This is a genomic window from Pseudidiomarina donghaiensis (assembly GCF_900116895.1).
In the GTDB taxonomy this organism is placed as follows: domain Bacteria; phylum Pseudomonadota; class Gammaproteobacteria; order Enterobacterales; family Alteromonadaceae; genus Pseudidiomarina; species Pseudidiomarina donghaiensis.
Genome location: NZ_FPCF01000001.1, coordinates 778,801 through 803,797, shown reverse-complemented (window position 1 = coordinate 803,797; position 24,997 = coordinate 778,801). Strand labels below are relative to the sequence as shown.

Genomic DNA, 24,997 nt, shown 5'->3' with positions numbered 1-24,997 from the left:
AAGTTTTGTAAAGCTTCTTAACGCAATCTTATCGACAAGCCAAAAAGGCTCAGGTAAGGTGCTGAGCAAATAACAATAACAAGGTGAATTCATGCTTAATTTTTTAGCTAAACTGCCCGCCAAACGCGGCGCTTGGGCCTTATTAGCGGGCTCATGTTTTGCGCTACTCGCTGCCGCATTGTTTTTTCAATATCAAATGGGTTTAGAGCCGTGCGTAAAATGTATAGAACAGCGTACCGCCGTGCTAGTAATTGGCCTTGCGGCATTAATTCCATTGGTGGCACCGCAGGTTGTTTGGGCGCGACTGGTGGGTTATGCGGGTTGGTTAATTGCATCGGTTTGGGGCTGGCGTATAGCCACAAGCCATTTAGAAATTCAAAATGCCGAAAATAATTGGTTATTTGTATGCGACATGTACCCAGGCTTCCCAAGCTGGATGCCATTGCACGAATGGATTCCAAGTTTTTTCGCCGCGCCGGGACAATGTGGTGAAATTGATTGGCAGTTTGTTGGTATCAGTATGCCGGGCTGGATGCAGATTCTTTTTGCAGCCTACGCAATTGCCGCGGTACTCATTATTTTGGCACGGCTACTCAAGCTACGCCGCCTGTAACCGCGCAAATCAATCACTATCGTTTAAAGGCCAAGTAACAATTCTTAATTCAAGATCTTCCGTTACTTGGTCTTCGCTATCCACCAACCCAGCCGCACTCATGCCAGCAGCCATCATGGGCCCACGATCACCATCGTGCAATAACGGATGCCAACTGGCTAAACCACGGCCTTCGGCTAAGCGCCGATAAGCACAGCTTGGTGGCATGTAATCAAGATCGTAAACATTTGCAGGGGTAATCACCACGCAGTCGGGTACTTGCCGTTTACGGTTCGCATAATCGGAGCAAAAGCCTGTTTTGGTATTCAGTAACCGACAACTCACGTCGGTATAGTGAATGACTTCTTGCTGATCGTCTTCGTCAATCAGTTTGTGCAAACAGCACTTGCCACAACCGTCACACAATGACTCCCACTCTTCGTGGGTCATTTGCTCCAGTGTTTTTTCTTGCCAGAACATTAGGCCTCGCAACGCACAGAGCCGTGCCACTGCCAGTGCTTATCGCCTTGGCTTAAATGCAACGTCAGCTGATCGTTTAGCGCCAATGATGCGACACCCGCTGGGGTACCGGTTAAAACGATATCGCCCGGCTGTAAGGTAAACTGCTGACTGATATCGGCTAACAGATCATCGATGGCAAAAATCATCTGGTGGCTGTGGCCCACTTGCCGAGTCTGGCCGTTTACCTCAAGTTGAATGGTAAAATCACCGCCATTTTCTAATTCGTTAAGCGACACCATTGGCCCTAAAACGCAGGAGCCATCGAAGGCTTTAGCGCGTTCCCACGGCTGCCCTGCCGCTTTTAATTCGCTTTGGACTTGGCGCAGTGTTAAATCAAGCGCGACGCCATAGCCAACAATAGCCTGCTGCGCTTGCTCAGTTGTGGCTTTGCGAAGCGGTTGACCAATATAAACGGCCAATTCAATTTCGTGTTGGCACTCGCCTTGATCGCTTGGAATAACCACCTCAGGCAAATAGCTAATCGCCGAGGGTGGCTTCATAAATAATAATGGCCGTGTCGGTAATGGGTTATTTAATTCTTCTGCATGGGCCACATAATTGCGGCCCACACAGACTATTTTGGAAGGGTTCGGTAAGCTCATCGTGGAAAGCGAATTCGATCAGATAAATACCCAACCGCGGCCACAAAATAATGCGAGCGGTTCCAACGCATTAATGCGTCGTAGTTATCGTAGGCCAAATAAACACGGCCTTGATTATCATCCGGAATTACCACCGAGGCTTGCAGATCATCGCGTTGCGGTAAGTCTGAGCCGTCATAACGGCGCACGCCTAGTGCTTGCCATTGCGCCAATGTTTTCTTAGTTTTCAAGCCGGCTAACTTGGTATCAAAACCTTCTGGCAACTGCACTTGGCGGCCCCAAGTGACGTCATCACGCCAGCCAACCGATTTCAAATAATTGGCTGCTGACGCAAACACATCGCCCATTGAGCCCCAAATGTCTTTACGGCCATCACCGTCGTAATCAATGGCATATTGCATAAATGAGCTTGGCATAAATTGAGTCTGGCCCATGGCGCCGGCCCACGAGCCTCGCATTTGCTCAATATCAATGTGACCTTCTTCAACAATAGTTAACGCGTGCCAAAGCTCTTTCTTAAAAAATGCTTCGCGGCGTCCTTCATAAGCCATGGTCGTTAGCGCTGATATAACATCTTGGCCACCGGTAAAGCTACCAAAATTGGTTTCAATACCCCACAGCGCCACAATAAAGCGCGGTTGCACGCCAAATTCTTTGCCAATTTTTTCTAGCAATTCGCGGTGTTCCTCAAGCTTTTCCACTGCTTTTTTTGCTTTCCACTCTGGCACCGCACGCGGCAAATAGGTATCGAGCGTTAGCTTAAATTCCGGTTGGTTGCGGTCGGCTTTTACCGAACGCTGATAAAAGCGCGCGTTGGCAAAAGCTTTGTCCAAGGTTGCTTGGCTGTACCCATCCGCCAGCGCTTCTTGTTTGATGATTTCAACGTAAGCCGCAAAACCCTCCGCGTTTTTCTCATTAGCGTCGGCTTCTTGCGCCACAGTGGCCGAAGCCCACAAACTCATCACCCCAAGGGCAAATAATCGAAAAATTGGCATGGTAACTTGCATCAGCGTGCAGACTCCTGTTGTTGCTTTTTGTGAGCATCCAATAAGCTTTCTTGCTTTGGTGGCATTTGTAAGTAATAACCGGGCTCTTCTAGGTGTTGCTTTAGCTCAGCGACACTCATACGAGCCAACTTGCGCTCGTCTTTAAGCGCCATGGTCATTACATGTATAGGTTGACCAAAGCTTTTCTGCAAAGGTTCAGGAATTTTTGTAAAGTCAGCCGGATGCGGCAGGTACAAATAGGTATCAGCCCGCTTCGGACTGCGGTAAATCGCACACAACATGCTTAACGATCCCGTTTAAAAATGGCGTCCAAGTGAGTACTAAGCTTAGCGCCCCGCCAGCCCACGTACAAGTCCGGTGATGACAGGTCAGACTTGGCTTCGTTTGGTACTTGCCACTGCCAATGAATGACGTCATTAATTTGCCGACGCGAAGCAACCATGCCTGGCTCAATACCAAGTTCTTTTGCTAATGCGGTAATTTGCTGCTTAATGGCATTAAAAACTGGTTTGTAGCCTCGCATATCCGTTAACCGTTCCAGCTGAGCTGGCAATTCGGTTGCGGCTTTACCTTGGCGAATCGCCGCTAATAAATCATCGCCCGCATAGCGAATGGTCATGGGCGACAAGTCGGTAATCCCTCGCAATTGCCCCGTGGTTTCAGGCATGCGCCGAGCTAGCTCAAGCAAGGTGTGATCTTTCGCGACAAAGCCCAGTGGAATATCTGATTTTTTCGCCCGATCTAAGCGCCAGCCCATCAGCTCACGCAATACAGCTAATTGTTGACGATTACACTGCCAGGCATTGCCAAAGAACAAATACAGCCACTTTGTCGGCGTTTGTTCACCACGTTTAGCCACTTGCAGTGCACTTTCCGCTTCAACCAACTCAAGCTTTTCAGCCGAAAGCTCTGAGCGTAAACGGGGGTAAATATCATGTAGGTAAAACACATCAGCGGCGGCATAATCCAACTGTTCAGGCGCTAAAGGCCGTTGCATCCAGTCGGTGCGTGACTGTGATTTGTCCACTTCAATGTCGGTATAGTGCTTCACCAGCGCCGCATAGCCTAGCGCTTCGCCATGCCCGGCAAATGCTGCGCCAATTTGGGTGTCAAAAATGTGCGTTGGTATTTGTCCCATGTGCTGGGCCAGTATCTCGTAATCTTCACCACCAGCATGAATGACAATGTGCACGTTCGGGTCTTTTAACAGTTCCCAAAACGGCTCTAGGTCAAGCCCAGCAACAGGATCAATCAACACCAATTGGTCTGCCGCGCGCACTTGCACCAAGCCTAAGCGTGCATAATAAGTACGGTTGCGAACAAATTCGGTATCTAACGCAAGATAAGGAACGTGCCGAGCGTGCTCGCAAAAAGCCAGCAGCTCGGCATTAGAGGTAATAACCTGATAGGGCAACATGTGTTATTTCGACTTCGCCTCTTCTTCGTCACGCAGCTCGCGGCGAAGTATTTTACCGACGTTGCTTTTTGGCAATTCGTCGCGAAACTCAACAAACTTAGGTACTTTGTAGCCAGTCATGTTTTCACGCGCAAAGGTAATTAATTCTTTTTCAGTTAATGACTGCTCTTTGCGCACCACAAACACTTTCACGGCTTCGCCCGAACTGTCATGTGGAACACCAATAGCCGCAGCTTCCAGTACTTTCGGGTGCTCAACAATCACGTCTTCAATTTCGTTCGGATACACGTTAAAGCCCGACACCAAAATCATGTCTTTCTTACGATCGACAATTTTGAAGAAACCCTGCTCGTCCATCACGCCAATATCACCGGTTGCGAACCAATCGCCGTCGCGCATGACTTTTTCAGTTTCATCCGGACGGTTCAAGTAACCCACCATGACTTGAGGGCCGCGCACTTGAAGTTCGCCCGCTTCGCCTTGTGGCAATACTTCACCCGAATCAACGTCAACAATACGCACTTCCGTTGACGGCAAAGGAATACCGATGGTGCCATTGTAATGCTCAATGTCTGTTGGATTCACCGTAACAATCGGCGAGCATTCGGTTAAGCCGTAACCTTCCAATAACCGTGATTTAGTGACCCGCTCCCAATGCTCAGCAACTGAACGCTGCACAGCCATACCGCCGCCCAGAGCAATTTTAAGGTTCGAAAAGTCCAAATCTTTAAAGCCTTCGGCATGTAACAAGCCATTGAATAAGGTGTTTACGCCAGAAATCATCGAGAACGGATATTTGCTAAGCTCTTTTACAAAGGCTTTCATATCACGTGGGTTGGTAATCAAAATATTACGCCCGCCGTGCTTCATGAAGGTTAAGCAGTTCGCTGTTAATGCAAAAATATGGTACAGCGGCAATGCCGTTACGATAGTTTCTTCGCCGTCATCAACAAGTGGTGCAACAATGGCAGACACCATTTCTAAGTTAGCCACCATATTGCGGTGCGATAACATGGCGCCTTTTGCTAGGCCCGTGGTACCGCCGGTGTACTGCAAAAACGCTAAGTCGTCACCAGCCATCTGCGGGCGTTGATACTCAGCTTTAGCCCCTTGGCTAAGCGCTGCACGGAAGGTTTCGGTGTTGTTGAGCTTGTAGCTCGGCACCATTTTCTTCACGTATTTAACAACCGCGTTCACAATCCAGCGCTTCGGCGCCGGCAGCATGTCACCTATGGCCGTCAAAATAACTTTTTTGACCGGTACATCTGCTTCAACTTTTTGCAGTGTGTCAGCAAAGTTATCCAAAATAACAATGGCTTTGGCATTCGAATCTGACAATTGATGCTTTAACTCACGCGCGGTATACAGTGGGTTGACATTCACCACCACTAAACCGGCACGCAATGCACCAAACAAGGCAATTGGGTACTGCAGCAAATTTGGCATCATAATGGCCAAGGCATCGCCTTTTTTCAGGCCTTGCTGTTGTAAATAAGCTGCAAATTGGCGTGACAATGCGTCCAATTCATTGAAGGATAGCTCGGTATCCATATTGACGTAGGCGATTTTATCGCCATATTTTTCGATGCTCTGTTCGAAAATATCGACCAGCGAATTAAAGTGGTCCGGATCAATCGTTTCCGGCACGCCAGCTGGATAACGTTGTAGCCAAATTTTATCCACGCGCTTCATGCTCCTGAACAAATAAATTTAAATATTCTAATTTTTGTAACGCGTAATCATCGCATATCCGACCAGTGTTGCCTAGCCATTGTGCGTGCAAGTTATCTGTGATAATAGCCCAATAATCGCAGTTGGTTGCTCCATATGCACATGGTGCCCGCCTTCTAACTCATGCACGTTCAGCTGTTTTACATAGGGCCGCCAAGCGGTGATGGCTTGCTTTAAACGCTCATGCCCCGCGCTACCAAGTACCACATCAAACGAACAAGTAATATGGCTTAACACATCGGCTATTTGCTCTGCGGTTAAGCGCACCGGTGACTTTAAGCGTAGTTGCCCGTCAGCGCGAAAGCGAAAGTCATGCTCACCCAGTTGTTCAATGCCGCGTGCGACCAATAGCGCCGCTAGTTCACGCGAAAAATCGCCAGCGTGCGTGCGCGCTGCAATAGCCGTATTCAAATCACGATAATGCGGGCGTTTTTTATCTTGCTGCTGCCAGCGGCTTTGAAAGCCCTGCCGCAAATCATTGGTGGTATCTGCAGCGGTTGACGCTAACAGCCCAAATGCTTCGATGGCGAGCAGGTGTGTCACACGTTGCGGCTCTATGCCGGCATACATGTTTGCCACATAAGCCCCCATAGAATGCGCTACAATAGTTACCTGCGACCATTGTTGCTGCTGGCACAGGTACCACAGGTCATACACGTAATCCATAAACGGATAAAAATTGCCGACCGGACGGTGGTCACTATGCCCGTGACCAGCCCAATCAATGGCAATCAGCCGATATCGCTGCGCTAACTCACTCTGCAAAAACGCATCGGCCAGCGGCACAAAACTATGCGCATTATCAAGCCACCCATGTAATGCCAACAGAGGCTCACCCTCGGGGTTACCCCAAGCTAAACCGCGAATAACACCCCACGGCAGTTGAAAAGCAACAGGCTCGGCACATTGCCGAGCCTGTTGAAATAACAATGTATTATCTAACATGCTAATTTGGCTTTCGTTTTTATTGGTTATTATTAGTTATTGCCTTGTTTCGGCTGTTCTTTCATTACCGGGCCCGGAATATATACAGGGCTTGGGTAAAACGGCCGCGTGTAATAATAATGGCGATACCATAAGGCATCATAATTCACTTCCATTTGCGCTTTTTCTTTGCGCTCAGGCCATAAATACTTAGCAGACACATTGAGCAGCGGAAACAAGTAGTTATACTCGCCAATGGTGCCCTTTTCTACGCCAGCCACAGTTCCGGTAAAGGTGACTTCGCTACCTTGGGTGTATACCATAGGGTCAACAAAGCCATTTAACGTGGCACGAAACCGGCCAGAACTTTGCTCGCCTGGCACTGGGCGCCCCCACGAATTGAGCGGAAAGTTAACCACCTCAATAACGGTACCTGAATCTGAGTTTCTCACCTCAGCAATGACACCGCCCCAGCGTGCGGTTTCACCGTTGTTGGCGTTCGGTGCTTCAAGCACCATCTCGTAGGCAACAAGAGCGTCTTCATTGGCTACTTGCAATCTATCGGGCACCGCTGAACACGCCGCTAAGGAAAGCGCCGCGACAACAATTGCTGAGTGTTTTATCCATGCTTTCATAACCACTACCTCTTAAGACCACAACAACGAAGGTCATGTTGAAAATATAGACTTTAGATCGCCAAATTGCCTAGTAAGTTCCCGCTGCGGAATTATTCATTGTGATTTACACCCGAACTTACCGCTCGTACTGACCGCCCAAACTTATCGCCCAGGCAGTTTTTTCCAAGCAACTTCGTTGCGCACGTACAACGGCTCTAATTTTTCTGCGGCAACTGGTTCGCCATGAGCCAGTGCCCACTCTAACATGTCTTCAGCTAGCGGTAAGGTGACATCATCTAGCACAGCAACGACATTGCCTGGGTTTAATGCATCGCCATAAGCTTGCCAACCCGTACCGGCACCAACAACAGTGCCCGTTAGCGCAGGCCACCATGGCTGCTGAGTAATATTTTCTAAAGGCGCCATGTGCGGCTCGCCAAACGCTGTTGCAAAGCCATTGTGGTTACTAAATGGCGCCACATATATTTCCTGCATACGGGCATCAATAGCGCTAACCACAGTTTCGGCATGGTGCAAACGAATTGCTTGCTGCGCCAACGCCGCCAAAGTACTCACGGCAATGACTGGAATGTCATGGCTAAACGCTAAGCCTTGTGCCACCGACACCCCAATGCGCACGCCGGTGAAGCTGCCTGGGCCATGCCCGACCACCAGAGCGTCAATATCAGCTAAGCTAATTTGCTGCTCGGCAAGTACTTCTTGTACAAAACCTAAAATACGCTGTGAATGTTCACGCGGCGTTATCGCAGCACGCGTGACTGTACGCTCGCCAACTTTCAAGGCGACCGAGCATTGCTCAGTTGACGTATCAATGGCTAAAACAGCCGCTAATTTCACTCTGTAGGCTCCTGTGTACGTTCCAAACTATCAAGAAATTCGAGGGCAACGTCTAAACTGCGTGTGCGCCGCATGGCCGGCAAACTGGTCAGAAAAATTCCACCATAAGGCTTCGTCACTAAGCGTTGATCGCACACAATTAATACACCGCGATCGTCGGCATCGCGTATAAGCCGGCCAGCTCCTTGCTTCAAAGCAATAACCGCTTGCGGCAATTGTACCTGAGCAAAGGGGTCGATGCCACGCAGTCGGCAATCTTCCACGCGCGCCTGCAACAATGGGTCGTCTGGGCTGGCAAACGGCAGTTTATCAATGATCACGCAGCGCAGCGCATCACCTCGTACGTCCACCCCTTCCCAAAAGGATGAGGTACCTAGCAAAATGCCGTTACCGGCAGCAATAAATTGCTCAAGCAAGTCACGTTTGCTGGTACTGCCCTGCACCAGTAACGGGCGATCGGTGCGATTCACCAAAAGTTTAGCGATCATCTGCAGCATTCGGTGACTGGTAAACAATACAAAGGTACCGCCGGTTTCATTGTGTTCTAGCACCTCACACACCACTTCAAGCAGTGCCGACGGCATGTCACGTTCGTGCGGTTGCGGCAAATAGCGAGGCAAACACAACAATGCTTGCTCGTTAAAATTAAAGGGGCTGGGTAAGCACAAGCTCTCAGCCTGCTCTATACCTAACTGCTCGGTAAAATGACTAAAGTCTTCACCGACCGCCAATGTCGCCGAGGTAAAAACCCACGCCATGTCGCTGCGCTGCAAATAACCACCGAATTTATCGGCAACGCTCAGCGGCGTTTGATGCAGCGTGACTTGGCGTACGGTGGTTTCAAACCAAAAGCTGAAGCCAGTGCGGCTAACATCTTGAAGCTGCTGCCATTTATGTAAAAATTGCACGCACCGCTCATAGGCATTATCAAGATCTTGATGGCGCCCCAACGCGCTTTTACACACCTCGCGCAAAAACTCTAAATGTTCGGCCACCACATTTGCCGCCAACTGCACCGCTGGCTGTTTGGAAAAATCGCGCCAGTTGCCGCGCATGGGGTCATTGGGAAATACCAAGCGCCAATCTTTGAGGCTGCCTAATAACTTGTCGGCTGCTTTATCAAGCTGTCGTAAGTCTTTTAACTCGGTGAGGTACAATACCTTAAGTTCGTGCGCCAGCTCTTGCAGCTGACGACTTGAAACCGCTTCGCCAAAATATTGGCTAGCTATATCGGGCAGTTGGTGCGCTTCGTCAAATATCACCGCATCGGCTTGCGGCACTAGCTCACCAAAGCCAACATCTTTCAATGCCATGTCGGCAAAAAACAAATGATGATTTACCACCACCAAATCGGCATCCATCGCTTTTTTGCGCGCCTTCACCAAATAACACGCATCGTAGTCTGGGCAATCACGCCCCAAACAATTATCCACGGTACTTGTCACTTGCGGCAAAATAGCAGCATCTTCTTGCAAAATATTCAGTGCACCTACATCACCGTCATCGGTTCGCTGCGCCCATTTTCTCACTTCGACTAACTGACTTTGCTGCTCTTTACTTAGCTCACCACTATGCGCCACCGCCTGATTCATACGATGAAGACACAAGTAATTAGCGCGCCCCTTCAACAATGCGACCATTTTTCGTGGCGCCAAGGCGTCTCGTAGCGCTGGTAAATCTCGGTGAAACAACTGCTCTTGCAGTGCTTTCGTACCAGTAGAAACAATGGCTTTACCGCCACTTAATAGCACCGGAACCAAGTACGCAAAGGTTTTGCCCGTACCGGTTTCAGCCTCAACCACTAGTTGCGACTTCTGCGCCAGCGCACGTTCCACCGCTTCGGCCATTGTCGTTTGCGACGGCCGCGCGCGAAAGCCAGTCAATGTGCGCGCAAGTACGCCATCGGCTTGAAATTGTGAGGTAACTTTTGACATGAATTGTGTTTGCTCTAAATGATTCCAGAACTTTAACATGAAATTCGTGATTCGTCCGCTGTGCTGTTCGTGGTTCGTGCGCTTCGCTGTTGGTTAGTCGTTACTCGTTATTCGTTATTCGTTATTTGTTATTTGTTATTTGTTACTCGTTACTACAAAACCAAATAAGCTATACAACTTGATACAGGAAATTTAAAAAGCCATACAAACCAAAGTTGACAGCAATACTTAACACTATACAATTACCGACATATTAAACGAACAGGGCGAAGCCCGTACGAACAGCGAAGCGCACAAACAGCGCAGCGCACGAATAACGAATAACGAGGCTTTAATGTACACAACTTGGCATCACCATCATCACAATCGAACACGTTAGCCCAGTGTGTACTGAAGGCTAACCAATTGTTTTGGGGCTGCCTTCACTAAAGAATCAATGAACCCCGCAAGGCGCTCCCTTCGCGGGGTTTTTTATTAAGGGAAAAAATTATGGTTGTTGATAAGAATTCACAGCGTTTAACTATCGCCATTCAAAAATCAGGGCGTTTAAGCAAAGAGTCGATCGCATTACTACAGGCTTGTGGTTTTAAGTTTAGTTTGCACGAGGCACGGTTATTGGCGCACAGCAGTAATCAGCCGGTCGACTTACTGCGAGTTCGTGATGATGATATTCCGGGCTTGGTCATGGATGGCGTGGTCGATTTAGGTTTAGTAGGCGAAAACGTCCTTGAAGAAGTACGCCTAGAGCGCCAGGCATTAAATTTGGCCTGTAGCGTGCAGCGTTTACGTGCGCTCGACTTTGGCCAGTGCCGTTTGTCTATTGCCGTGCCTAAAGAAGAAGGTTACCGCGGTGTGCAAGATTTAGAAGGCAAACGCATTGCCACCACCTACCCATATTTATTGCAAAACTACTTAAAGCAACAAGGTGTAAACGCGAGCAACGCCATATTAACTGGCAGTGTTGAAGTTGCACCGCGGGCTGGCCTTGCCGACGCAGTTTGTGATCTGGTATCTACTGGCGCCACGTTAGAGGCGAATGGTTTGGTAGAAAAAGAAGTCATATTCCGCTCGCAAGCGCAGCTGATACAGCGCCCAGAACCACTGAGCGCTGCAAAACAAGCCATTATCGATCAATTGCTGCCGCGTATTGATGGGGTGCAAATGGCCCGTGAAAGCAAGTACATCATGCTACACGCCCCGGTGAGTCAACTTGAGCAAGTGGTTGAACTGCTGCCAGGCGCTGAACGCCCAACTATACTTCCGCTCAGCCACACTGAGGAGCTTGTCGCAGTGCACGTTGTCAGTACCGAAAAGTTATTTTGGGAAACCATGGAGCAGTTAAAAGCGATTGGTTGTAGTTCAATTCTGGTGATGCCAATTGAAAAAATGATGGGGTAAACCGTGCGTATTAAGCAATGGAATTTATTAAGCTCGATTGAGCAACAGCAGTTGCTTGCACGCCCTGCCCAAGCGCAGTCGGCGAGCTTACAGCAACAAGTTGCGGCCATTATTGACGCCGTTGCCCAAAATGGTGATGCGGCAGTGCTGCAATACACTCAACAGTTCGATTGCGAATCGCTGCGGAAGTTACGTTATAGCGCCGAGGAAATCGCCGAACAGGCAGCCAAACTTGAACCTAGTGTTCGTGCGGCCATTGATAAAGCCTATAGCACCATTGCGGCGTTTCACCAGGCCCAAAAACCGAAGGACATTACTGTAGAAACGGCGCCCGGGGTGGTGTGTACGCAACGCTTTGCCCCTTTAGATGCGGTTGGGTTGTACATTCCAGGCGGCACCGCGGTGTTACCGTCAACCGCGCTGATGTTAGGTGTGCCCGCTCAAATAGCGAATAACCCGCGCCGCGTGTTAGTTAGCCCGCCGGACAAAAATGGCGAACTGAGCCCAGCGCTTATGTATGTTGCACAAAAATGTGGCATCACTGAGGTGTATCGCTGCGGTGGTGCGCAAGCTATTGCGGCGCTTGCGCTTGGCACGGAGTCTATTGCGCCGGTTGCGAAAATTTATGGTCCAGGCAATAGCTATGTCACAGCCGCGAAACAACAAGTTGCGCAGTTGCCAGGGGGCCCAGCTATCGATATGCCCGCAGGCCCATCGGAGTTACTCGTGATTGCTGATGACAGCGCTAATCCAAGCTTTGTTGCAGCCGACTTGCTTTCGCAAGCCGAGCACGGGGTTGATTCGCAGGTTATTTTATTGAGCCCAAGTGCAAAACTGCTTCAGGCAACAGCCGAAGCGATTGAGCAGCAACTGGCTATTTTGCCGCGCGCCGCAACCGCTCGCCAAGCCTTGGCGTCTAGTGCGCTGATTCAAACCCGTGACTTAGCCGAAGCCTTTGCCATTAGTCAACGTTATGCGCCAGAACACTTGTCGTTGCAGTTTGATAAAGCCGACGAAGCGGTTGAACAAGTGAACCTTGCCGGCTCGGTATTTATTGGCCACTTTACGCCAGAGTCTGGCGGTGATTACGCCACGGGCACCAATCACGTGCTGCCAACCTATGGCTTTGCGCGCAATTACAGCAGCTTAGGTTTGCTTGATTTCTATCGTCGCTTCACCACGCAACAGGTCAGCAAAGCCGGCTTGAGCGAGCTTGCCGACGCCATTATTACCTTGGCCGAAACTGAAGGCCTTCGCGCCCACGCGCGCGCCGTGAGTATTCGCTTGGAGGAAGGTTCATGAGCATTGCTGAACAATTACAGCGCCAGCACCTAGCCGCTTTAACGCCCTACGCATCGGCGCGCCGCAGCATGAGCGGCGATGGCGTGTGGCTGAATGCCAATGAAGCGCCTTATCCGCCAAGCCTTACCACCGGTGATGCACAAGACGCTATGTTGAATCGTTATCCTAGCTTTCAAAGCGACAGCTTAAATGGCGCTTATGCAACCTATGCTAGTGTGGCCACTGAGCAGGTACTTAGCTGCCGCGGTAGCGACGAGGCCATTGACCTTTTAATTCGTAGTTTCTGTGAACCCGGGCGTGATGCCATTATGATCACCACCCCAACTTACGGCATGTACGCGATAAGCGCTCAAACCCAAGGCGCAAAGGTTATTGATGTGCCGCTCGTTGCTGATGCCGACGGTGACTTGCAACTGAACACTGAAGCTATGTTAGCTGCGCTAGATAGCGTTAAGTTGGTGTTTATTTGCCAACCTTCCAACCCGCTCGGTAATCGCGTTAATCGCGAGGCTTTAAAAGCCTTTATTAAGGCCGTAGGTTCGCGCGCTCTGGTGATTGTGGATGAGGCCTACATAGAGTTCGTCGACAACAGTAACCAAGTTAGCGCCGCGCAATGGCTGAACGATTATCCACAATTGGTGGTCTTACGCACACTATCCAAAGCATTTGGCTTAGCGGCGATTCGTTGCGGTTTTGCGCTGGCGAATACAGATATCATTGAGGTGTTGCGCAAGGTTATTGCACCCTACCCAATGCCTCAACCCAGCTTACAAGCGGCAACGGCTGCACTAAGCACGACAAATATTGCGCGCATGCAGGCTTTGGTTGCCGAAACCAAAGCGCTGCGTGATGATTTTATCCAATGGGTAAGCCGCAAGCCATGGGCGCTCAAAGTGTGGCCAAGTGTCACCAACTTTGTCCTGATTAGTGTGCCCGATGCGGCCCAACTGGTGAGCGATTGCGCTGCCAACGGCGTGCTTATTCGTAATCAGTCAGCCCAGCGTGGGTTAAATAACACGGTTCGTGTCAGCATTGGTAGCGCAACCGAAATGCAGAAGTTAATGGAGGTATTGCCATGAGTACAGCCACGGCACAGAAAATTTTGTTTATAGACCGCGATGGCACACTTGTGGAAGAGCCGCCAATTGACAAGCAACTCGACAGTATTAGCAAGTTAGTGTTTGAACCCGACGTTATTCCTACCTTGTTGGCGCTGCAAAACCAAGGTTATCGCTTAGTGATGGTGTCGAACCAAGACGGCTTGGGCACCGACAGCTTCCCGCAAGCAGACTTTGACGCGCCTCACGACCTAATGATGGCGGTGTTTAGCTCACAAGGCATTCGCTTTGATGACGTATTGATTTGCCCACACTTTGATGCCGATAACTGTACGTGCCGCAAACCAAAACTGGGCTTAGTGCGTGACTACTTGGTGCAGGGCAAAGTAGATTTCGCCAATTCGTATGTGATTGGTGATCGTGAAACCGACATGCAGTTGGCCGAAAACATGGGCATTCGCGGCCTACGTTACGACCGCGCCAACTTAACTTGGCAGCAAATTGCGCACCAGTTATTGAAACAGCCGCGCCAAGCGCAAGTGCGTCGCACTACCCGTGAAACGGACATCGACATTCAAGTGGACCTAGACGCAACCGCACCAATTCGTATGAATACCGGCATTGGCTTTTTCGACCACATGCTTGAACAAATTGCTACGCACGCAGGTATTTCGTTGCAAATTAATGTCAGCGGCGACTTGCACATTGATGAGCACCACACGGTAGAAGACACCGCCTTAGCACTTGGCCAAGCACTACGCCAGGCACTAGGCGAAAAGCGTGGCATTGGCCGCTTTGGCTTTGCCCTGCCTATGGACGAATGCCGGGCAGAGTGCCTGATTGACTTGTCGGGTCGCCCGTATTTGCAATTTTCTGCGCCCTTTAGTCGCGACAAAGTCGGCGAGCTTTCTACCGAAATGGTTGGGCACTTTTTCCGCTCAATCAGCGACGCTTTAGCGGTGTCATTGCACGTGAGTACTACCGAAGGTAATGCACACCACCAAGTTGAGAGCTTGTTCAAAGTATTTGGTCGCGCGCTGCGTCAAGCCGTCGCGCGTTCGGGTGACAATGCCCTACCGTCAAGTAAGGGAATGCTGGCATGAGTTTAGTTATTGTTGATACCGCTTGCGCAAACTTAAGCTCGGTACGCTTTGCGTTCGAGCGCCTTGGCGTAAAGCCTGAGGTTACCGCAAACGCCGAGCGCATTCGCAGTGCTGACAAAGTTATTTTGCCAGGCGTTGGTACCGCTCAGGCGGCAATGCGCAACCTGCAGCAGCTTGAATTAGTAAACGTACTCAAACAGCTTGAACAACCGGTGCTGGGTATTTGCCTGGGTATGCAGTTGCTAACCAACTGGTCAGCCGAGGGCAATGTGGATTGCCTAGGCGTTATTCCAGCGCGTACGCTGCGCATGCAAGCGCAAGACTTACCCTTGCCACATATGGGCTGGAACACTGTAAAAGCCAGCCAGAACAATCCGTTACTGGCCAATATTTCACCTGAGCAAGCTTGGTTTTATTTTGTGCACAGCTATGCCGTGGCGCCCGATGATGCCACCATTGCCACGTGCGACTACGGGCAAACCTTTGCCGCAATGATTCGCCACAACAATTACTTTGGTGCGCAATTTCACCCGGAACGCTCAGGCGCAGCCGGTGCACAACTGTTAAAAAACTTTTTGGAGTTAACCGATGTTAATACCCGCGCTTGATTTAATTAATGGCGAAGTGGTTCGCTTACAGCAAGGCGACTTTGCGCGGCAAACGACCTTTGCTAGCAACCCGCTGCCTATTGTTGCTGATTACCAACAAGCAGGCGCGCAATGGTTGCACTTGGTTGATCTTGATGGTGCGCGTGACCCTGCCAAACGCCAACTCGCATTGCTGAAGGACATTACCTCTGCTACCACCATGAACATACAAGTTGGCGGTGGTATTCGTAGCCAAGCCGATCTTGAAGGGCTATTTAACGCTGGTGTGCAACGCGTAGTGGTTGGCTCGGTGGCAGTACGTGAGCTGCGTTTGGTGCAGCAATGGCTTGAAACCTATGGCCCTGATGCCATTGTTTTAGCCCTTGACGTGAACATTGACGCCAACGGTGTTGCCTATGTTGCAACTCATGGCTGGCAAGAAACCTCAGAGTTAACACTCAATCAACTTATTGACGCCTACTTACCCTATGGCTTGCGTCACGTGTTGTGCACTGATATTAGTCGTGACGGCATGCTGAGCGGCTGCAATATTAACTTATACCGACAGCTCAAAACCGACTATCCACAAGTTCAAGTACAGGCTTCCGGTGGTGTGGCTGGGCTCAACGATCTTGAATTATTACAAGCCATTGGTTGTGACGCCGCTATTTTGGGGAAAGCCCTCCTTACCGGAAAATTTACCCTTGAGGAGGCGCTTTCATGCTGGCCAAACGCATAATTCCATGCCTAGACGTGCGCAATGGTGAAGTGGTTAAAGGCGTGCAGTTTCGTAACCACGAAGTTATCGGGGCTATTGAACCTTTAGCCGAGCAATATGCCCAGGCCGGCGCTGATGAGCTAGTATTTTATGACATTACCGCGTCAGCAGACGCTCGCGTGGTGGACAAATCATGGGTTGAGCGCATTGCCCGTGTTATCGATATTCCGTTTACCGTAGCTGGAGGTATTAGTTCCATCGCTCAAGCGCAGGAAATATTAGCCATGGGCGCCGACAAAATATCGATCAATTCCCCTGCCCTGCGTAACCCTGAGCTCATTAACAGCCTGGTCGAAGAATTTGGTCAGCAGTGTATCGTCATTGGTATTGATAGTTTTTACAATAGCGAAACCAATACCTACGATGTGTACCAGTTTACTGGCGACGAAAGCCGCACTCAAAAAACCACTTGGCAAACCCGCGACTGGTTGCGTGAAGTGGTGGCGCGAGGCGCTGGCGAAATTGTCTTAAACTGTATGAACCAAGACGGGGTACGCAAAGGCTACGACATTGAGCAGCTCAGCGCTCTGCGCAACGACTGTCCGGTGCCGTTAATTGCCTCTGGCGGTGCAGGTAGCATTGCGGATTTTCAGCAAGTATTTACTGACGCCAATGTCGATGGTGCCCTTGCTGCTTCAGTGTTTCACAAAGGCATTATTGCCATACCGACACTTAAACAGTCATTAATCGATGCGGGCATAGCCGTTCGCCCCGCAACCTAAAAGGATGTCCCATGCGTATTCTTGCAGACCAAATAACGCAGCTTGATTTTGCCAAAACCGACAACTTGTTACCCGCTATAGTACAACATGCCTATAGCGGCGAAATTTTGATGCAAGGGTTTATGAATCAAGCGGCTTTAGAACAAACACTGAGCAGCAATTTAGTCACGTTTTATAGTCGTAGCAAACAACGACTCTGGTGCAAAGGAGAAAGTTCAGGTCATACCCTTGAGCTCATTAGCGTGCACACAGACTGCGATTGTGACAGCCTACTGGTGATTGCCCTACCCAATGGCCCCACGTGCCACCTCGGCACGCGTAGCTGCTTTACTGACGAACAAGCCGTGCCCATGTTGCAAAAGCTCAATGACATTATTGAGTCACGCAAAGGTGCGCCGGTAGACTCAAGCTATACCGCAAGCCTGTTTGCCCAAGGCATTAAGCGCGCTGCGCAAAAAGTTGGCGAAGAAGGTGTGGAAGTAGCACTCGCCGCCGTGGCCGGCGACGACAAAGAGTTATTGAACGAGAGTGCCGATTTACTCTACCATTTGTTGGTGGTGCTAGCGGCGCGCGACCGTTCACTTAACGATGTGCTAGCTGTGCTTGCTCAGCGTCATAACGGCGGCTAACCACGCGCAAGCGCCAGGTTAACAATACGGCCGCCACACTCAAGCCAGAGATAAAGCCAATCCACATGCCGGCGGCACCAATCGCCGGCACTATCCAGTCGGTTAATGACAGCAAAATACCTAGCGTTAAACCAAACGGCCAGTACGACAAGAACGTAATAAACATGACCACTTTGGTGTCTTTGTACCCACGCAAGGTACCAATGGCAATGGCTTGAAAGGTATCGGAAATGGTAAAAATGGCAGCGAGGCCCATTAACGTTGCCGCCAACTGAATAACCGCTTGGTTGTCAGTATAAATGCCGGCTAACCACGCCCCAGCTAAATACATAATCAACCCGTTAACAGCTGCGAACGTAACACCGTACAAGGTTGCGAGCTTATGACTTAACATCGCGTTCGCCGGGTTGCCAGCGCCAAGCGCAAAGCCAACACGCAGTGTTACCGCCATGGATAAACTTAAAGGAACCATGTAAACCAGCGACGAAATGTTCAAAGCAATTTGATGGCTAGCGACCACCGTGGCCCCAAGCGGCGCGATGACCAAGGCTGCGGCAGCGAACAAGCTCACTTCAAAAAACATGGACGTAGCAATAGGGAAGCCAATGCGCACCACATACCAAATATCATCCCAATTCGGCGCGTGAAACTGCCCAAATACCCGTATTTTTTTAAAACGTTTGGCAAACACTGAATAGATCAGCATGCCCAGCGCCATAACCCACAACACAATTGCGGTTGCCAAGCCACAGCCTGCCCCACCAAGTGCCGGCATACCGAACTCACCATAAATAAAAATATAGTTCACTGGTATGTTAACAATTAGCCCTAAAATTCCGATTACCAACGACGGTACGGTATGTGATAGCCCTTCACAGAAGTTACGCAGCACCATGTACAGCACTAACGCCGGAATACCAAAACTAATATAAAACAAATAGTCGAGCGTGATTTGGCGAAACTCAGCCTCTACCGACATGGCATTCAAAATAAGTGGCGCACATAGAATAACCGCGAAGCATAATAAGCCTGCACCAAGCGCTGCATATAATCCTTGTTGCACCATATTACTAATTTTATGGTGCTTGCCAGAGCCATCGAAATGCGAAATGATTGGCGCCAAAGCAAGTGCTAAGCCCATAATAATCAAGGTTGAAGGCACCCAAATACTGCCACCTACCGACACGGCTGCCAAATCAGTGGCACTAACTCGCCCAGCCATCAGCGTATCGACAACGCTCATGAGCATTTGCGTGAGTTGCGCGATTAATATCGGCCCAGTAAGCCGCGCCAGCTTCACCGACTCGGTCCACCAATGATTGGCTTGTTGCACGTCTGCTACTCCAAGGCTGAAAAAATATCCCAGCCAGCATCCAATGTAGAAAGAAAATGAGAAATATCTGCGGCGCTATTATACGCGCCAAAGGACACTCTGACGACCGCTGGTAGCTGCCATTGTTGCAATAACAATTGTGCACAGTGATGCCCAGCACGCACCGCAATGTCATGTTGATCAAGCCAGGTTGCAATATCAAACGCTTGCCACCCTAAGCTGTAAAAAGCCACGGTCGGCGTGGTGTGGTCACCCGCCGGCAACACGGTTAACCATGGCCGCTGCGACAATTGCTCTACAAATTGCGTGCGTAATTGAGCTAAGTGCTGATGCGGTTGCTGTTTGGTTAGCCAGTCAATTGCGGTAGCGCCAGCAACTGCCGCCGCCGTATTTGGGCTCCCAGCTTCAAATTTTTGAATGGTCGGCACCCACTGTGCACTGCGCGGCGAAACTTCCTGAACAATACCACCCCCCACTTGAAATGGCTGCATGCGAGGCCACAACTCGGGGTGCAAATATAGCGGTGCGCAGCCATTGACACCGTAAACTTTGTGCATGCTAAACACCAACGCATCACAGTGTAAATCGTTCACATTGATGGGCACATGCGCAGCGGCTTGGGCCGCATCGACAACGGTTATGGCCCCCTGCGCCTTGGCAGCTGCTAACAAGGTTTTAATATCAAACACCGCGCCAGTGACGTTGCTTGCTGCGGTTATACTGACCACTTTGGTGCGCGCGTTCAGTAACGTGCGCCAGTCGCCCAGTTTGCCGGTATGCTGGTCAATTGAAATAAACTGCAAATGCAATTTGTAACGCTTAGCTAAGCGTTGCCAAGGTAAGATATTTGCATGATGTTCTGCATAACTTAATAGCACTTCATCGCCGGGTTGCCAGTCAATTGGCAACTGCTCGGCAAGGCCGTTGAGCGCCGCCGTGGTTGAGCTCATTAACGCGATATTTTCGGCCTCAGCTCCCACATACTTAGCAAATACATTGCGGGCATTTTCTAACGCGGCGGTTGCTGCGCGCCCTAAACGATGGCTAGCGCGGTGTACGTTCGCGTGCTGGTGACGGTAATAATGACTATAGGCTTCTAGCACAGGTGTTGGTACCTGACAGGTTGCTGCACTATCAAGGTACATAAACTCTGACTGTTGCTGCAGAAATGCAAAGTCATGATCACAAGGTTTGGCCATAATTAACTCACCAACTGGTGCTCTAAAAACCCAATAATAGCTTGATTAACGTCACTGGCATGAGTAATAGGCCCCATATGGCCAGCCTGAATTGTTTGCGTTTGCACATCGGGCAGCACTTGTAATAAATGGTGCGCCACACAGCGCGCGCTTTCTTGGGTGTATTGGCCCTGCAATAACAACACTGGCACCTGCACATTGCGATAATCGGCAAGCTTATGTGGCTCTCCCATTAATGCGGCAAAGTCCATGGTCACCTTTTTCGCCTGCAGAGTCATACCTTGGCGCATACGCTCGGGTAAAGCGTCAAAAAAGCCGGGTTGATTCCAATAATCAACGAACCCGCGCGTAGCGGCCGTTTCATCAGCCTGATACATTTGTGCCGCTATGGCTTCAATTTCTTGTCGAGCCGGTTCATTCGCTGTTAATACATGAAACGCTACTGGCTCATAAACAACCAGTTGACGCACCGGCACCGGTTGCTCCAGTGCCAATTTAAGTGCTAAAGCACCACCATAAGAATGCCCAACCAAGGTAATGGGCTGCCGCCAGTCAGCGGCTTTAACCGCTTCTAAAACGCGGGGCAACTCATCGGCAAAACGAAAGGCCTCGGGTTCAATATCCTGCACGGCCGGCGCTTTACCGTAGCCGAGTAAATCAATCGCTAAAATATCGTAGTCAGCTTGAACCTGCTGAATAAGAGCACGCCATTGCCCGCTATTACTTTGCGAACTGTGTAATAACAGCATTGGCGCTTTACCTACCGCACCAAAACGATGCACGCCGGGAAAATCCATCATAATACGCCACCAATAAAGGCACCGATTAAGTAGCCCGCTTGCATCAGCAATACGCTAAAGGTGCCCAATACGCCAACCGTACGCGCCCACGACGGGCCGACACTCATGGTTAAGCCTAAGGCATGGCAAATACGCGCTACAAATAAAACGCCCCCTAACACGTATAACAATGTGCTTGCGGCACCATGCCATTCCATAAGTACAAAGAGCACTAATGACAATGGAACATATTCGGCAAAGTTACCATGTATGCGCACTGCAACTTTCAAGTCTTGCGAGTCACCGGTGCCAATACCCACGCGGTCGCGCCAACGTAGGCGAATAATATTCACCGACAGTGCGAAATACAGCAGTGTTAGTAAGCCAGCAAACAACATGGTAATCGGTAAGTTAAAATCCATGGAGTGAATCCTTTTTTCGTTATTCGTTATTGGTTATTCGTTAAGAGCATACAAAAAAACCCACGCAAGGTGGGCTTTTTTTTAAATCGATTCGGCTATTGATTATTTCAATAAACGACCAAGCTGCTCGCTTATGGCATCAACATCGCCGGTTCCATCAATATTATGGAACTTAACCTGACCTTGCTCGGCTAGTTTACGATAATATGCCACTAAAGGCTCGGTTTGTTCATGATAAATTGCCAAACGCTTGCGTACAGTTTGCTCTTTGTCGTCATCACGAATCACCAAGTCATCACCGGTTTCATCATCTTTCCCTTCCACTTTAGGTGGGTTGTAAGTGACATGATAAACACGGCCTGAGCCAGGGTGAACACGACGCCCAGCCATACGCTCCACAATCACTTCATCCGGCACGTCAAATTCAAGTACCACGTCGACATCAATACCAGCAGCATGCATGCCGTCAGCTTGCGGAATCGTTCGCGGAAAGCCATCAAGCAAAAAGCCATTTTGGCAATCTGGTTGTGCCACACGCTCTTTAACCAAGCCAATCATGATATCGTCTGATACCAATTTGCCAGCATCCATGACCGCTTTCGCTTGCTTGCCTAAGTCGGTACCTTCTTTAATTGCAGCTCGAAGCATGTCGCCCGTTGAGATTTGTGGAATCCCAAAGGTTTTCATCAAGAACTGCGCTTGCGTACCTTTCCCTGCGCCCGGAGCGCCCAACAGGATAATGCGCATGAACAACCTCTTTTTACTTAATGTGTTTAATGCGGATGAGTTAAAGCCGAACTTTACCTTGCGCAAACAGGCTTTACAAGTCCGAGCATTGCCGACTTTGGTCGGACAATGCTCTTTTCGCTTGTTTTAGGTCAAATCGAGCATTAATTTGTTCAAACGTGCGACAAATTTCGCCGGATCTTTCAAGCTACCACGCTCAGCTAGCGTTGCTTGATCAAGCAACACGTTCGCCCACTCGCTAAAGCGCGCGTCGTCGTCCATGGCCACAATGCGTTGCACCAAGGTATGCTCTGGGTTCACCTCAAAAATATACTTGGTCTCGGGCACTTTCTGACCTGCAGCTTCCATGAGCTTGGCCATTTGCGTGCTCATATCGTTTTCGTCGGTGACAATACACGCTGGAGAGTCGGTCAAACGGTGCGTTACACGCACTGATTTGACTTTGTCACCCAAGGCTTCTTCAAAACGCTTTAACGGCTTCTTGAAGGCTTTTTCAGCTTGCTCGTGCTCTTTTTTGGTCTCGGCGTCGTCTAACTCGCCAAGATCTAAGTCACCGCGCGTTACCGACTGGAACGGCTTCTCTTTGTACTCAGTCAGGTGGCTCATTAACCACTCATCAATGCGCTCCGACAGCAACAACACTTCAATGCCCTTCTTGCGGAAGATTTCTAACGCTGGGTTGTCACGAGCAGCTTCATAGCTGTCGGCAACAATGTAGTAAATCTTGTCCTGTTTTTCAGGCATGCGCTCAATGTAGGCGTCAAGGCTCACCTTCGCTTCGCTGGTGTCTTCATGGGTTGAAGCAAAACGCAGCAAACCGGCAATGGTTTCTTGGTTGGCGTGGTCTTCCGCTGGGCCTTCTTTTAATACGGCACCAAAGGTATTCCAAAACTCTTGGTATTTCTCAGCATCGTCTTTCGCTAACTTGCTAAGCATACTTAAGATTTTCTTGGTACTACCATTACGCATTGCCCGCGTGATCTTGTTGTCTTGCAGAATTTCGCGCGACACGTTTAATGGCAAGTCAGCGGAATCCATAAGCCCGCGCACAAAGCGCAAATAGGTTGGCATTAACTGCGTGGCGTCATCCATAATGAACACGCGTTTAACGTACAGCTTAATGCCATGCTGATTATCACGGTTCCATAAGTCCCACGGCGCGCGTTTTGGAACATACAGCAAGCTAGTGTACTCAGAGGTACCTTCAACTTTGTTGTGGCTCCAAAGCAGTGGCTCATCAAAGTCATGCGCCACAGTTTTGTAGAACTCTTTGTATTCGTCGTCAGAAATTTCCGACTTTTCACGTGTCCACAATGCCTGGCCAGAATTAACCGCTTCCCAGCCTTCTTGTTTGTTGTTGTCGTCGTCACGTTTTGGCATTTGTACCGGAATACTCAAATGGTCTGAGTATTTGGTAATAATGCTCTTCAAGCGCCATTCATCTAGATATTCAGTGGCGTCATCACGCAGTTTCAAAATAATGTCTGTACCGCGTTTGACCTTTTCGATGTCTTTTAGCTCGTACTCGCCTTCACCACGAGAGAACCATTCAACGGCTTCGCTTGCGCCCGCCGCACGAGTGCGTACAGTCACCGTTTCGGCCACAATAAAGGCCGAGTAAAAACCGACACCAAACTGACCAATCAAACGGCTATCTTTGGCTTGATCGCCCGACAATTGGCTAAAGAAATCGGCGGTGCCCGACTTGGCAATGGTACCTAAGTTGGTCATGACTTCGTCACGCGTCATACCAATGCCATTGTCGCTAATAGTAATGGTACCAGCGTCTTTGTCGGCGCTAACGCGAACATAAAGCTCGGCGTCATCGGCCAATAAGCTGCTGTCGCTTAACGCTTTAAAACGTAGCTTGTCGGCAGCATCCGATGCGTTCGATACCAGCTCGCGCAGAAAGATTTCTTTATTGGAATAAAGTGAATGAATCATCAAATGAAGCAATTGCTTCACTTCGGTTTGAAAACCATGGGTTTCTGCTTGACGGGTCTCCGCCATAGTGATTTCTCCTACACTATTGTGGTTATGACTCAGTAAGTGAATCTTGGTCTAGAAGAAAGATGGGGATGGCGCTTGGCTTTTCAAGCGCCTTTTACGCAATTTCTGTGATTAGTTATGGTCAATAACCTTACGCCCACTAAACGCATGGCCTAAGGTAGCTTGATCAACGTATTCCAACTCGCCACCTACCGGCACGCCATGAGCAATACGCGAGGTGCGAATGTGACGAGTGCGGGCCAAGTCAGCAATAAAATGTGCTGTTGCCTCGCCTTCCACCGTTGGGTTTGTTGCCAAGATAATTTCTTCGATATTTTCTTGGCTTAGACGCTTGGCTAATACATCAAGACCAATATCTTCAGGGCCAATGCCGTCTAACGGCGATAAATGCCCCATTAGCACAAAGTAGCAACCTTGGTATTGGCCAGTTTGTTCAATAGCAAGCACGTCAGCCGGTGTTTCGACAATGCACAGCAGGCCACTTTGACGGCGCTTGTCGCTCGCGCAAATAGCACAAATTTCGTCTTCAGTTAAGGTACGGCACTGGCTACAGTGCCCTACTTTCTCAACCGCTTCTTGCAACGCCCGCGCCAATCGTAAAGCGCCATCGCGCTGCCGTTCCAACAGCTGAAATGTCATACGTTGGGCGCTCTTTGGCCCAACCCCTGGTAACAGGCGCAGCGCTTCCACCAATTCTTGTATTGCTGGGCTAAGTCGCATGGTCAG

At 49.7% G+C, this 24,997-nt stretch carries 26 protein-coding genes; 9 read left to right on the top strand and 17 right to left on the bottom strand.

What is annotated here, in order from left to right; all coding sequences use genetic code 11:
• Window positions 1-91: 91 nt before the first annotated feature.
• A complete protein-coding gene (gene dsbB, locus BM334_RS03850) occupies window positions 92-613 on the top strand; it encodes a disulfide bond formation protein DsbB (RefSeq protein ID WP_092838095.1) in 522 nt (173 codons plus the stop codon).
• 9 nt (window positions 614-622) lie between these two features.
• On the opposite strand, the gene BM334_RS03845 is transcribed toward dsbB, so the two are convergent.
• From BM334_RS03845 to yoaA, 10 genes are all read right to left on the bottom strand, one after another.
• Window positions 623-1,072: a YcgN family cysteine cluster protein gene (locus BM334_RS03845; protein WP_092838092.1), complete on the bottom strand. Its 450-nt coding sequence runs from the start codon at window positions 1,070-1,072 to the stop codon at window positions 623-625.
• The gene (locus BM334_RS03840) at window positions 1,072-1,716 is read right to left on the bottom strand and encodes a fumarylacetoacetate hydrolase family protein (protein WP_092838089.1); all 645 of its coding nucleotides are present in this window, start codon (window positions 1,714-1,716) and stop codon (window positions 1,072-1,074) included. The genes BM334_RS03845 and BM334_RS03840 overlap by 1 nt, the downstream gene beginning before the upstream one ends.
• On the bottom strand, window positions 1,713-2,723 hold the full coding sequence (locus tag BM334_RS03835; RefSeq protein WP_092838086.1) for a lytic murein transglycosylase: 1,011 nt from the start codon (window positions 2,721-2,723) through the stop codon (window positions 1,713-1,715). Before BM334_RS03835 ends, BM334_RS03840 begins: the two co-directional genes overlap by 4 nt.
• Window positions 2,723-3,004, bottom strand: coding sequence for a YcgL domain-containing protein (locus tag BM334_RS03830; protein WP_055438182.1), 282 nt, complete (start codon window positions 3,002-3,004; stop codon window positions 2,723-2,725). Before BM334_RS03830 ends, BM334_RS03835 begins: the two co-directional genes overlap by 1 nt.
• Window positions 3,005-3,006: 2 nt before the next feature.
• Window positions 3,007-4,140, bottom strand: a complete 1,134-nt coding sequence (rnd, locus tag BM334_RS03825; protein ID WP_092838083.1) for a ribonuclease D — start codon at window positions 4,138-4,140, stop codon at window positions 3,007-3,009.
• Window positions 4,141-4,143: 3 nt separating this feature from the next.
• Complete coding sequence (fadD, locus tag BM334_RS03820) at window positions 4,144-5,823, bottom strand: long-chain-fatty-acid--CoA ligase FadD (RefSeq protein ID WP_092839286.1); 1,680 nt, start codon at window positions 5,821-5,823, stop codon at window positions 4,144-4,146.
• A gap of 81 nt (window positions 5,824-5,904) precedes the next feature.
• Window positions 5,905-6,816, bottom strand: coding sequence for an alpha/beta fold hydrolase (locus tag BM334_RS03815; RefSeq protein ID WP_092838080.1), 912 nt, complete (start codon window positions 6,814-6,816; stop codon window positions 5,905-5,907).
• Window positions 6,817-6,848: 32 nt separating this feature from the next.
• Complete coding sequence (locus BM334_RS03810) at window positions 6,849-7,430, bottom strand: Slp family lipoprotein (RefSeq protein ID WP_092838077.1); 582 nt, start codon at window positions 7,428-7,430, stop codon at window positions 6,849-6,851.
• A 144-nt stretch (window positions 7,431-7,574) separates the two neighbouring features.
• Complete coding sequence (gene tsaB / locus BM334_RS03805) at window positions 7,575-8,270, bottom strand: tRNA (adenosine(37)-N6)-threonylcarbamoyltransferase complex dimerization subunit type 1 TsaB (RefSeq protein ID WP_092838075.1); 696 nt, start codon at window positions 8,268-8,270, stop codon at window positions 7,575-7,577.
• A complete protein-coding gene (gene yoaA / locus BM334_RS03800; protein WP_092839283.1) occupies window positions 8,267-10,204 on the bottom strand; it encodes a DNA repair helicase YoaA in 1,938 nt (645 codons plus the stop codon). The genes tsaB and yoaA overlap by 4 nt, the downstream gene beginning before the upstream one ends.
• Window positions 10,205-10,693: 489 nt before the next feature.
• On the opposite strand from yoaA, the gene hisG reads away from it, so the two are divergent.
• From hisG to hisIE, 8 genes are read left to right on the top strand one after another with little or no spacing between them, the layout of a single operon-like run.
• A complete protein-coding gene (gene hisG / locus BM334_RS03795; RefSeq protein ID WP_092838072.1) occupies window positions 10,694-11,602 on the top strand; it encodes an ATP phosphoribosyltransferase in 909 nt (302 codons plus the stop codon).
• 9 nt (window positions 11,603-11,611) lie between these two features.
• Entirely contained in the window at window positions 11,612-12,904 is a 1,293-nt protein-coding gene (hisD, locus tag BM334_RS03790) for a histidinol dehydrogenase (protein ID WP_092839280.1), read from the top strand.
• Window positions 12,901-13,983 (top strand): histidinol-phosphate transaminase, encoded by a 1,083-nt coding sequence (gene hisC, locus BM334_RS03785; RefSeq protein ID WP_092838069.1) that lies wholly within the window; start codon window positions 12,901-12,903, stop codon window positions 13,981-13,983. The genes hisD and hisC overlap by 4 nt, the downstream gene beginning before the upstream one ends.
• A complete protein-coding gene (gene hisB / locus BM334_RS03780) occupies window positions 13,980-15,065 on the top strand; it encodes a bifunctional histidinol-phosphatase/imidazoleglycerol-phosphate dehydratase HisB (protein WP_092838066.1) in 1,086 nt (361 codons plus the stop codon). Before hisC ends, hisB begins: the two co-directional genes overlap by 4 nt.
• Window positions 15,062-15,673: an imidazole glycerol phosphate synthase subunit HisH gene (gene hisH / locus BM334_RS03775; RefSeq protein ID WP_092838063.1), complete on the top strand. Its 612-nt coding sequence runs from the start codon at window positions 15,062-15,064 to the stop codon at window positions 15,671-15,673. The genes hisB and hisH overlap by 4 nt, the downstream gene beginning before the upstream one ends.
• Window positions 15,654-16,391 (top strand): 1-(5-phosphoribosyl)-5-[(5-phosphoribosylamino)methylideneamino]imidazole-4-carboxamide isomerase, encoded by a 738-nt coding sequence (hisA, locus tag BM334_RS03770; protein ID WP_092838060.1) that lies wholly within the window; start codon window positions 15,654-15,656, stop codon window positions 16,389-16,391. The genes hisH and hisA overlap by 20 nt, the downstream gene beginning before the upstream one ends.
• Complete coding sequence (hisF, locus tag BM334_RS03765) at window positions 16,373-17,152, top strand: imidazole glycerol phosphate synthase subunit HisF (RefSeq protein ID WP_092838057.1); 780 nt, start codon at window positions 16,373-16,375, stop codon at window positions 17,150-17,152. Before hisA ends, hisF begins: the two co-directional genes overlap by 19 nt.
• Before the next feature lie 11 nt (window positions 17,153-17,163).
• Window positions 17,164-17,781, top strand: a complete 618-nt coding sequence (gene hisIE / locus BM334_RS03760) for a bifunctional phosphoribosyl-AMP cyclohydrolase/phosphoribosyl-ATP diphosphatase HisIE (protein ID WP_092838054.1) — start codon at window positions 17,164-17,166, stop codon at window positions 17,779-17,781.
• On the opposite strand, the gene BM334_RS03755 is transcribed toward hisIE, so the two are convergent.
• From BM334_RS03755 to recR, 7 genes are all read right to left on the bottom strand, one after another.
• On the bottom strand, window positions 17,735-19,114 hold the full coding sequence (locus BM334_RS03755; protein WP_092838051.1) for an MATE family efflux transporter: 1,380 nt from the start codon (window positions 19,112-19,114) through the stop codon (window positions 17,735-17,737). The two genes, hisIE and BM334_RS03755, sit on opposite strands and share 47 nt — an antisense overlap.
• Window positions 19,115-19,119: 5 nt before the next feature.
• Window positions 19,120-20,313 carry an aminotransferase class V-fold PLP-dependent enzyme gene (locus tag BM334_RS03750; RefSeq protein WP_092838047.1) on the bottom strand — a complete coding sequence of 398 codons (1,194 nt, stop codon included), beginning with the start codon at window positions 20,311-20,313 and terminating at the stop codon, window positions 19,120-19,122.
• 2 nt (window positions 20,314-20,315) lie between these two features.
• Window positions 20,316-21,113 (bottom strand): alpha/beta fold hydrolase, encoded by a 798-nt coding sequence (locus tag BM334_RS03745; RefSeq protein ID WP_241970894.1) that lies wholly within the window; start codon window positions 21,111-21,113, stop codon window positions 20,316-20,318.
• The gene (locus BM334_RS03740) at window positions 21,110-21,514 is read right to left on the bottom strand and encodes an MAPEG family protein (protein ID WP_092838044.1); all 405 of its coding nucleotides are present in this window, start codon (window positions 21,512-21,514) and stop codon (window positions 21,110-21,112) included. The genes BM334_RS03745 and BM334_RS03740 overlap by 4 nt, the downstream gene beginning before the upstream one ends.
• Before the next feature lie 102 nt (window positions 21,515-21,616).
• Window positions 21,617-22,261 (bottom strand): adenylate kinase, encoded by a 645-nt coding sequence (gene adk / locus BM334_RS03735; protein WP_055438199.1) that lies wholly within the window; start codon window positions 22,259-22,261, stop codon window positions 21,617-21,619.
• A gap of 126 nt (window positions 22,262-22,387) precedes the next feature.
• Entirely contained in the window at window positions 22,388-24,271 is a 1,884-nt protein-coding gene (htpG, locus tag BM334_RS03730; RefSeq protein WP_092838041.1) for a molecular chaperone HtpG, read from the bottom strand.
• A 111-nt stretch (window positions 24,272-24,382) separates the two neighbouring features.
• Window positions 24,383-24,991 (bottom strand): recombination mediator RecR, encoded by a 609-nt coding sequence (gene recR, locus BM334_RS03725; RefSeq protein ID WP_092838038.1) that lies wholly within the window; start codon window positions 24,989-24,991, stop codon window positions 24,383-24,385.
• Window positions 24,992-24,997 lie beyond the last annotated feature (6 nt).

Bases quoted from the DNA above. Each gene is read 5' to 3' on its own strand.
- BM334_RS03835 (WP_092838086.1), bottom strand. From the start codon at position 2,723: ATGCAAGTTACCATGCCAATTTTTCGATTATTTGCCCTTGGGGTGATG.
- BM334_RS03840 (WP_092838089.1), bottom strand. From the start codon at position 1,716: ATGAGCTTACCGAACCCTTCCAAAATAGTCTGTGTGGGCCGCAATTAT.
- BM334_RS03810 (WP_092838077.1), bottom strand. From the start codon at position 7,430: ATGAAAGCATGGATAAAACACTCAGCAATTGTTGTCGCGGCGCTTTCC.
- BM334_RS03815 (WP_092838080.1), bottom strand. From the start codon at position 6,816: ATGTTAGATAATACATTGTTATTTCAACAGGCTCGGCAATGTGCCGAG.
- rnd (WP_092838083.1), bottom strand. From the start codon at position 4,140: ATGTTGCCCTATCAGGTTATTACCTCTAATGCCGAGCTGCTGGCTTTT.
- BM334_RS03745 (WP_241970894.1), bottom strand. From the start codon at position 21,113: ATGATGGATTTTCCCGGCGTGCATCGTTTTGGTGCGGTAGGTAAAGCG.
- hisH (WP_092838063.1), top strand. From the start codon at position 15,062: ATGAGTTTAGTTATTGTTGATACCGCTTGCGCAAACTTAAGCTCGGTA.
- hisA (WP_092838060.1), top strand. From the start codon at position 15,654: ATGTTAATACCCGCGCTTGATTTAATTAATGGCGAAGTGGTTCGCTTA.
- BM334_RS03750 (WP_092838047.1), bottom strand. From the start codon at position 20,313: ATGGCCAAACCTTGTGATCATGACTTTGCATTTCTGCAGCAACAGTCA.
- hisB (WP_092838066.1), top strand. From the start codon at position 13,980: ATGAGTACAGCCACGGCACAGAAAATTTTGTTTATAGACCGCGATGGC.
- BM334_RS03740 (WP_092838044.1), bottom strand. From the start codon at position 21,514: ATGGATTTTAACTTACCGATTACCATGTTGTTTGCTGGCTTACTAACA.
- hisF (WP_092838057.1), top strand. From the start codon at position 16,373: ATGCTGGCCAAACGCATAATTCCATGCCTAGACGTGCGCAATGGTGAA.
- adk (WP_055438199.1), bottom strand. From the start codon at position 22,261: ATGCGCATTATCCTGTTGGGCGCTCCGGGCGCAGGGAAAGGTACGCAA.
- htpG (WP_092838041.1), bottom strand. From the start codon at position 24,271: ATGGCGGAGACCCGTCAAGCAGAAACCCATGGTTTTCAAACCGAAGTG.
- BM334_RS03845 (WP_092838092.1), bottom strand. From the start codon at position 1,072: ATGTTCTGGCAAGAAAAAACACTGGAGCAAATGACCCACGAAGAGTGG.
- dsbB (WP_092838095.1), top strand. From the start codon at position 92: ATGCTTAATTTTTTAGCTAAACTGCCCGCCAAACGCGGCGCTTGGGCC.
- hisG (WP_092838072.1), top strand. From the start codon at position 10,694: ATGGTTGTTGATAAGAATTCACAGCGTTTAACTATCGCCATTCAAAAA.
- recR (WP_092838038.1), bottom strand. From the start codon at position 24,991: ATGCGACTTAGCCCAGCAATACAAGAATTGGTGGAAGCGCTGCGCCTG.
- hisC (WP_092838069.1), top strand. From the start codon at position 12,901: ATGAGCATTGCTGAACAATTACAGCGCCAGCACCTAGCCGCTTTAACG.
- hisIE (WP_092838054.1), top strand. From the start codon at position 17,164: ATGCGTATTCTTGCAGACCAAATAACGCAGCTTGATTTTGCCAAAACC.
- yoaA (WP_092839283.1), bottom strand. From the start codon at position 10,204: ATGTCAAAAGTTACCTCACAATTTCAAGCCGATGGCGTACTTGCGCGC.
- BM334_RS03830 (WP_055438182.1), bottom strand. From the start codon at position 3,004: ATGTTGTGTGCGATTTACCGCAGTCCGAAGCGGGCTGATACCTATTTG.